Origin of the sequence: Parapedobacter sp. (genome assembly GCF_035556095.1) — a bacterium.
Classification (GTDB): Bacteria; Bacteroidota; Bacteroidia; order Sphingobacteriales; family Sphingobacteriaceae; genus Parapedobacter.
Genome location: NZ_DATMFT010000015.1, coordinates 1 through 8,015, shown reverse-complemented (window position 1 = coordinate 8,015; position 8,015 = coordinate 1). Strand labels below are relative to the sequence as shown.

The 8,015-nt window shown below is 47.0% G+C and carries 7 protein-coding genes; 4 read left to right on the top strand and 3 right to left on the bottom strand.

All coding sequences use genetic code 11. From position 1 onward, the window contains the following. Nucleotides 1-1,228 (bottom strand): phosphoenolpyruvate carboxylase (locus VNQ80_RS07190; protein WP_325636916.1); only part of this gene is annotated, 1,228 nt, incomplete at its 3' end. A 307-nt stretch (nucleotides 1,229-1,535) separates the two neighbouring features. After that, the gene (locus VNQ80_RS07185; protein WP_325636912.1) at nucleotides 1,536-1,748 is read right to left on the bottom strand and encodes a hypothetical protein; all 213 of its coding nucleotides are present in this window, start codon (nucleotides 1,746-1,748) and stop codon (nucleotides 1,536-1,538) included. 460 nt (nucleotides 1,749-2,208) lie between these two features. Between VNQ80_RS07185 and VNQ80_RS07180 the strand changes: the two genes are divergently transcribed. Beyond that, nucleotides 2,209-4,392, top strand: a complete 2,184-nt coding sequence (locus VNQ80_RS07180; protein ID WP_325636910.1) for an FUSC family protein — start codon at nucleotides 2,209-2,211, stop codon at nucleotides 4,390-4,392. A 63-nt stretch (nucleotides 4,393-4,455) separates the two neighbouring features. Next, a complete protein-coding gene (locus tag VNQ80_RS07175) occupies nucleotides 4,456-5,451 on the top strand; it encodes a YpdA family putative bacillithiol disulfide reductase (RefSeq protein ID WP_325636908.1) in 996 nt (331 codons plus the stop codon). Here the strand turns inward: VNQ80_RS07175 and VNQ80_RS07170 are convergent. Further along, nucleotides 5,448-6,062: a TetR/AcrR family transcriptional regulator gene (locus VNQ80_RS07170; RefSeq protein WP_325636906.1), complete on the bottom strand. Its 615-nt coding sequence runs from the start codon at nucleotides 6,060-6,062 to the stop codon at nucleotides 5,448-5,450. The two genes, VNQ80_RS07175 and VNQ80_RS07170, sit on opposite strands and share 4 nt — an antisense overlap. 130 nt (nucleotides 6,063-6,192) lie before the next feature. On the opposite strand from VNQ80_RS07170, the gene murB reads away from it, so the two are divergent. Further along, on the top strand, nucleotides 6,193-7,221 hold the full coding sequence (gene murB, locus VNQ80_RS07165; protein ID WP_325636904.1) for a UDP-N-acetylmuramate dehydrogenase: 1,029 nt from the start codon (nucleotides 6,193-6,195) through the stop codon (nucleotides 7,219-7,221). 210 nt (nucleotides 7,222-7,431) lie between these two features. Then, nucleotides 7,432-7,947: an RNA polymerase sigma factor gene (locus VNQ80_RS07160; RefSeq protein ID WP_325636902.1), complete on the top strand. Its 516-nt coding sequence runs from the start codon at nucleotides 7,432-7,434 to the stop codon at nucleotides 7,945-7,947. Nucleotides 7,948-8,015 lie beyond the last annotated feature (68 nt).

Below are 8,015 nucleotides of genomic sequence, written 5' to 3'. Positions count from 1 at the left end.
CCAGGGCCAAATCATGTTCCTCAAATTTCATCGCGTCCTGCTTACCACGCTCATCGAGCTGCTCGAAATCACCTGCTTCGGCCAGTTTGTCGGCATACGTTTCACGGAGGTATGCGTGGGTTTGGCGCAGAATGCTGCTATCTTGCCGCAAGTCAAGCGTGGCAAAGAAACACCCAAATGTCCGCACTTTGCGTAACAGGTCGTCTACCAGCTCCACAAACAAACCGTCGTGGTAGTCGATCAGCACGCGTTTTATCTCTTTCAGGTTGTGGATAATCACCGACTTCACATTCTCCGGATTCTCAGACGGATTAAAGCTGTTTTCGTATATCAACCCTTGCAAGATATCCATGTATTTTTCCACACCCTTAAAAGTAATGCGCCGCTTGATTGTCCGGAAGTCACGGTAGTAGCACCTAAAGAGTACTGTACGCAGCAATAACGCTACGCGCTTGGTACTTTCTACAGTCACGTTGGGGTTGCCGTCGCGGTCGCCGCCGGGCCAAAACCCCAATTCGACCAGCTGCCTGTTCTCGTCAACCGGAAGATCAAACTCGTCATCAATTTTGGATTGGATGGCGGAGGCCACCCGATAAAAAACATTCTCAAGAAACCAAGCCAGGCTAACGGCCTCATCCACCGGCGTAGGCTTGTTCTTTTTCATAAACGGTGTCTTACCCAGTTGTTGGAGCAGGAGGTGGATATTGTGGATGTCGTTCTTCTTCAACGCCTCAATCAAATCAGTCATGATTGCCAACACCGGCCCCGGATAGAATTGCGTAGGGTGTGCGGTCAATACCAGCCGGAGTGAAAAATCATTCAACTTCTCCACCAATTTGCTTCGGAGCTCCTTGTTGGTTTCGGTTTGCGTAAATACCGAATCCAACAAGCCCGCTTCGTCCGAACGACCCGTTTTACGGAATGCAGCATCTTCAACGGCATCAAAAAGCACAACTTGTCGCTCAATATACTGGATAATCCTGAACAGTAAATCTATCCGGTCCGACTCACGGACATACTGCGCATATTGCCCGAAAAAGCTCTCTATGATTGCCTCGGGATTCAATTTGTCGGCAACCCCACGTTCGCAATGCGTAGTAAAGAACGGAAGCAATGTACCCGTATGTTTAACCTGATAAAATGGCAATGTCATAAATAGGCTATTGAACAATTCAAAACGGGTGAGCACTTCGCTTTCGAAGACTGCTTGCTTTTTACTTAAATTCATTCGAAACTAATTATTGATTATACCGATGTTTGTTTTCTATTATGCCGGATTCGCTATGGCCCTCAGCTTGGCCTCGAAACGGACAAAAAAGCGAATATAAGGATTGTTGACCAATGCCGTCGCGGTTTTCGGGAGCTTTACATATCAAATACCAAACCAAACCACCAAATATATAAATACTCTTTAAATAATCCTGCTGGTTTATTACAAAAACATCAAAAAAGGCAAAGAAAAATTAAAAATAAGATAATTGCCCCGGGGAGTCAAGGCGGCAAAGGTTGAGCAATCGCAACGGGGTGATCGTGAACTATGATAATGCCTCCGCAACCTCGAGGGCCGCTTCAGTTTCGGTTTCTTCATGCTTAGCGCTAGCACGCTGCCGGGCGACTGTGACGGTTAACACCCGGTCTTCATTGATCTTTTGGGTATGGTCGCTAACTATTTGTGCGGCTGCTTTGCCCAACTGGTAGAACATGGCGGCCAGCTGATCAAGCTCGTGATTCATCGTGTTGTTTGACATGGTTAAATTGATTAACGTAACTCATAAATATATATTTCGAGCCAACGTACAGGCTACCCTATGTTGGCCAAGCAAACCTACCGATGCGGACTCATGGTTCAAATACCTATAAGTGGGTATTTTGTATCTGCCTACCACGGCACTTATCACAATCCTTAAACCTGAGTTCGCTTATTATTTGTTGCTCAGAACGCTTTGAAAGGGTCAGGTTCAACTAAGAACGACGACGGAATAGCGGGCTATTTCGAGGAGTTTTCAGGAAGAAGATGGCGGTTTCAAAGTGATAAAACTGACAAAGCTAACCCAATAAACACGCTATGCGGCGTTGCCTTCGCTTGACTTATCCCGATAAGCCTGCACAAAAGCGCCTTGCCTATCGCTGTTTATTGGATTGCTGAGCCGACAAAGAATAATCGAACCCAAGTTTTTATGTATCTTTGCCATTACCATCCGTCTATGCATGAGTAAGGCGAAAGATATCCGGAATTTTTTTTACAGCCAGTATTTTTCCGATGGCCTTCGCCTCACATTTGGCACCATCGTGCCCGCATTGGTCTTTTCGGCCTTTGGCAGTCTCCAAACCGGTATCATCGTGTCGTTGGGTGCTATGGCCGTTGGTTTATCGGATAGCCCGGGCCCCGTTCATCATCGGCGAAACGGCATGTTTTTCAGCACCCTATCGGTGCTAGTTGCTGCTCTTTGCATCAACCTTGTCAGCGACATCCCCCTCCTGCTTGTAACGACCATTATGGGGCTGTCCTTCCTGTTTTCCATGTTTGCGGTCTACGGCGCCCGCGCCTCGTCGGTCGGCACGATGGGTATCCTCATTATGGTACTCAGCATGGGAGCTGTGGACGACCCTTCGTTGAACATCTTCACCTACCTACTTTACATTTTGGCTGGCTGTACATGGTACATGATACTCAGCCTTTCGTTATACCAAGTGAGGCCATATCGGCAAGCACAACAAGAACTTGCCGAATCGATTTTAAACGTGGCTGACTATATCCGCATCAAAGCGAACTTTTATGCGATCGAAGTGGATATTGAAAAGAATTACCGCGCATTGATTGATCAGCAGATTACCGTAAGCACCCATCAGGACAATGTTCGCGACCAGCTTTTCCGCGGCAAGAGAACAATAAAAGATACGACCGAAATCGGGCGGTTGCTCATTCTGATTTTTACGGATATCATCGACCTATTCGAACAGAGCATGGCCACGCACTACGACTATGATTCGATTCGCGAACAGTTTGGTTCCACAGGTGTGTTGCAACAATTCCATGTGACCATTCGGCGAATCGGCAATGAACTCGAACACTTATCCTACCAAATCAACGCCAATAAAAAGCCTAAAGCACTTTACAACTTTAAAACAGATTTGGATCGGATACGGACAGCTATCGACCGGGTCGAGAAGACACACCAACTCAATGCACTGCCATTGCGTAAAGTACTCATCAACATCCGTAATCTGGTTCAACGCATGGATTCGCTATACGGTTACTTCGATCTGAAGGCTAAAAATTCGTTGCGGAGCGAAGAAACCGACCTCAGCAAATTCATTGAGCACAAAGAAATCGATTTTAAAAAACTACGTGAAAACCTGACGATAAAATCGACCCTATTCCGGCATTCGCTCCGTATGGCGATCGTAATGGGAATCGGGTATTTGGTGTCGTTAACTTTTAATGTGGGCACCCACAGTTATTGGATATTGCTAACCATCATGGTTATTTTAAAACCTGGCTTCAGCCTGACGAAAGAGCGCAACTTCCAGCGACTAATCGGAACCGTGATCGGAGGCGTAGCGGGTGCACTCCTCTTGCTCGCCGTAAAGGACGAGACCTCGCTATTTATTTTATTGCTGCTTTTTATGGTTGCTACGTTCAGCCTTATACGTATCAATTATGTGGTCAGTGTTATATTTATGACACCTTACGTCCTCATCTTATTCAGTTTCCTGGGCATGAATACGCTTTCCATCCTTCAGGAGCGGATTATCGATACGCTGATTGGGTCGGGGCTCGCATTTCTTTCCAGCTATGTGATACTGCCCAGTTGGGAAAGTGTGCAGGTGTACGGCACCATGCGAAAACTACTTATCGCCAACTACCAGTATATTGTGCAGGCCCTGAAAATCATTGCTGGCCAATCGCCAACAGTAACGGAATATAAACTGGCCCGCAAAGAAGTCTATGTTACCACGGCTAATATGGCATCGGCGTTCCAACGGATGATGACAGAACCGAAGAGCAAACGGAAAGATGCCAAGGACGTAAACCGATTTGTCGTATTCAACCATATTCTCTCTTCTTATTCCGTTACGTTGCTTAATAACGTGCAGGGGGCTTCCGAAACGTCATTGACGGGCGAACAAATAAAGGTAATCCGGAAGACCTTATCTTTGCTTGCGCGGAGCATCCAGCTTTTTGAAGACGATGCCGAGGAAGAAGACGAGGTATTTACGGAAGTCGAAGTGGAAACACCATCTGGCATTGATGACAACAATATCGACTCGGAAGAATTGAGGCTGATAACCGATCAACTCCAATTTCTCAACCGCATTGCTGCCGACCTATACAAAGTGTGCAACGACCTCAAGAAACAACCACCTGGGCGGGAGGTTGCCGACTTGTAGGCTAGAAAACGACAATATACCGCCCTTTGTATTTCGCGTTCCTATCGCTTATCTTTGTACCACATGGAAATTCCTTCAGCACCTATTGACGTGCTCATTGTCGGTGGCGGCCCCATCGGGTTGGCTTGCGGCATAGCCGCCAAAGCAGCTGGGTTAACCTATCTCATCGTAGAACGGGGATGTTTGGTTAATTCGCTGTACCGATACCCACAAAACATGACGTTCTTCTCTACGTCCGAACGTTTGGAAATCGGAGGTATTCCGTTCGTATCCATCAACCCGAAGCCAAAGCGTGCCGAGGCGCTTGAGTATTATCGGCGCATCCAACAACAATTTGAGCTGGATATCCGTTTGTTTGAAGCGGTAACAATGGTTAAAAAATCGGAAGGCGAATTTACCGTCCATACAACTAAATCGGTCTACACTGCCAAGCATGTAATTGTTGCCACGGGCTTCTACGACATCCCCTGTTTACTGGATATTCCGGGCGAAGAACTTCCCAAAGTAAGCCATTACTACAACGATCCTCATTACTATGCAGGCCAGAAAGTGATCGTGGTGGGTGCAAGCAACTCGTCCATCGATGCCGCATTGGAAATCTACCGTAAAGGAGCAGACGTGACGTTGGTAGTGCGTGGCGAACAAATCGGACCACGAGTAAAATATTGGGTCCGGCCCGATATCGAAAACCGCATTGCCAATGGTGAGGTCCGGGCACTATTCTGCAGTAAGCTGACCGAGATCAGGCCCACAGCGGTTGATCTCCTCACTCCCGACGGCCCCATCACATTGGCTAACGATTTTGTTTTGGCGCTAACCGGCTATCAGCCGGACTTCACTTTTCTTGAAAAGATAGGGATTACGTTGGCGTCCGATGCATCGAGGGTGCCTTTTCACAACCCCGAAACCATGGAAACCAATATACCGGGCCTATTTCTGGCCGGAGTGGTGTGCGGCGGCATGAATACCCATCTATGGTTCATCGAAAATTCGCGCGTGCATGCGCAGCAGATTGTCAATCGGATTTTACAGGGCGAGGACCAGCGGTTGGAAGCTTAAGCGGCTGATGCCTTCAACCCATTTAAAAAAACGGTGGCCATTTTCTTCTGAAGGACCAGTATCCGATCAAATTCCTCCTTTGTAGGAAACAACATCCCTTTGATGTCTTTCAGTATGCTGAACCGCATACCCACCAATGCAAACAATAGGATATCGGCAGTTTCATTCAAGTCATCGACCTGTAATTGACCGGTATCGACCCCCTTTTTAAGTATGTTGGCAAGCATGCTCCGCTCCTTGTCTTTGGAATCTTCCAATACACCGGCCATCGCATCCGGGACCTGCTGTACGGCCGAAATGGAGTATTCCAATAAGTTATAGTATTGCGTTATAAACTCAATCCGCTTATCCAGCACAAACATCATGGCCTCGTGGCAGTCTGTAATTGCAGGCACAGCCCTCTCCATCTCATCGAACGATTGGTTGATTACGTGCTCCAACACCGCGGCATACAAAGCGTTCTTGTCGGGAAAATAATAATACAGCAGTGCCTTTGAAAACGACAGGTCTTGAGCGATTTCGGCCATGGTGGTTTTAGCCAGCCCAAAATGTGCAAATCGCCGTGTAGCGGCCTCCAATATCTGCGTACGCTTTTTGTCTGCATTAATCATGATGCAATCAACTTAGTTGTGCTGTCAGGTCAATCTGTTATCTTTGAGCGCTCGATTATGGCAGTTTAGCCCAAACGCTATGTTAAAGGTAGTCATTATTTTGAATAGTTGAGCATATTAGTCAAATTTTATGGAATTGTCCGTTAAAGAAAACTTTCCCCTGAAAAAGTACAACACCTTCGGCGTGGAAGTGTTTGCCAAACAATACATCGAAATCCATTCTGAAGAAGCACTCGCCGCGCTATTTACAGCGCAAGGTGCCCTCATCCAACAACCTTCGTTGATTTTGGGAGGGGGCAGCAATATTCTGTTCACCCGCGATTTTGAGGGCTTGGTGATCCACATCACCATCCCCGGCATTCGCCACACCATTTCGGGAAACGCGGTCACGGTTACAGCCGGAGCCGGTGTCATCTGGAACGAATTGGTATGGTATTGCGTGGCACACCAATTTGCAGGCATCGAAAACCTGGCACTTATCCCCGGCACGGTTGGCGCAGCGCCTGTCCAGAACATCGGGGCTTATGGTGTAGAGCTGAAGGACGTCTTTGAACGTTGCCGCGTTTTTGACACACAACGTGGGGAGTTCTCTACATTCGACAAAGAGGCTTGCCGGTTTTCTTATCGTGAGAGTTATTTCAAACGAGAAGCAAAGGGACGGTATATCATTACCGAGGTGACCCTTCAACTGTCACTTACGCCAGTGGTCAACACATCATACGGTGCCATCGGTGCCGAATTAGCAAAACGGGGCATCGCCGATGCGACCATAAAAGATATTGCCGATGTGGTTTCGGCCATCCGCACCGAAAAGCTTCCAAACCCCTCAACCATTGGCAATGCGGGTAGTTTTTTCAAAAACCCCATTGTGCCCGTACAGTATTTAACGCGGCTACAGTCCACTTTTCCAGACACGCATTTCGTATTTTACCCAGCGGGGCCCGACCAAGTTAAAATTGCGGCGGGATGGCTAATCGAACAATGCGGCTGGAAGGGTAAGCGTGTGGGCGATGCCGGCACGTGGAAAAACCAAGCACTGGTGTTGGTAAACCATAAAAACGCTTCCGGCTCAGCCATTTATGACCTATCCGAGCGGATTATCCAAGATGTCAAGGCACGATTCGGCATCGTGTTGGAGCGGGAAGTAAATATTTTGTGAAATAATTAAAATTTATTGTATTTTGGCAGTATAGTAAGTAGTAATCGGCTCGATTAGCACGATACTTGCAGTAGCTAACGCGACACTAAGTAGACCGAAGTAAAACGTCAGGTTTTCCCAATAAGCATTGCGACCGCTTATTTGGTATCATAAAATTGTTTAACACGGAGATTCAGGCCCCAAGTCTGAACCCCTTAAACCGTAAAGAAGATGACGAGATTTGAGTTTAACACATTAGTGGTGCAGCACACCGAGTCTTTAAGAGGTTATGCATTGCATTTCACCCGTGACGACGAGGATGCTAATGACCTGGTTCAAGACACCATGCTAAAGGCAGTGACCTATCATGGCAAATTCAAGGAAGGTACGAACTTAAAAGGATGGCTGTATACCATCATGAAAAACACCTTCATCAACAATTATCGACGTTTTGTAAAAACCAGCGGGTTAGTTTCCCAATCCGATGAAATCTCCAATGCGCACTTGGTACACAGCGCAGCCACTAACGCTGGCGAAAACAAATTTGTGATGGAGGATATCAAGGATGCGATGGCCGGCCTATCCGAAGAATACTACATTCCGTTCAGTATGTATTTTGAAGGGTATAAATACCACGAGATTTCCGAGCATCTTCAGATTCCAATCGGCACAGTTAAAACACGCATTCACGTGGCACGGCGGACGATGAAGAAAGCATTGAATGCCTATAAATATGAGCGAGTCTAGTCCACCGAGCACACTCCCTGTTTATTCAACATCACAATTGGCATTAAGAAACGGCCAAGACAAATTGG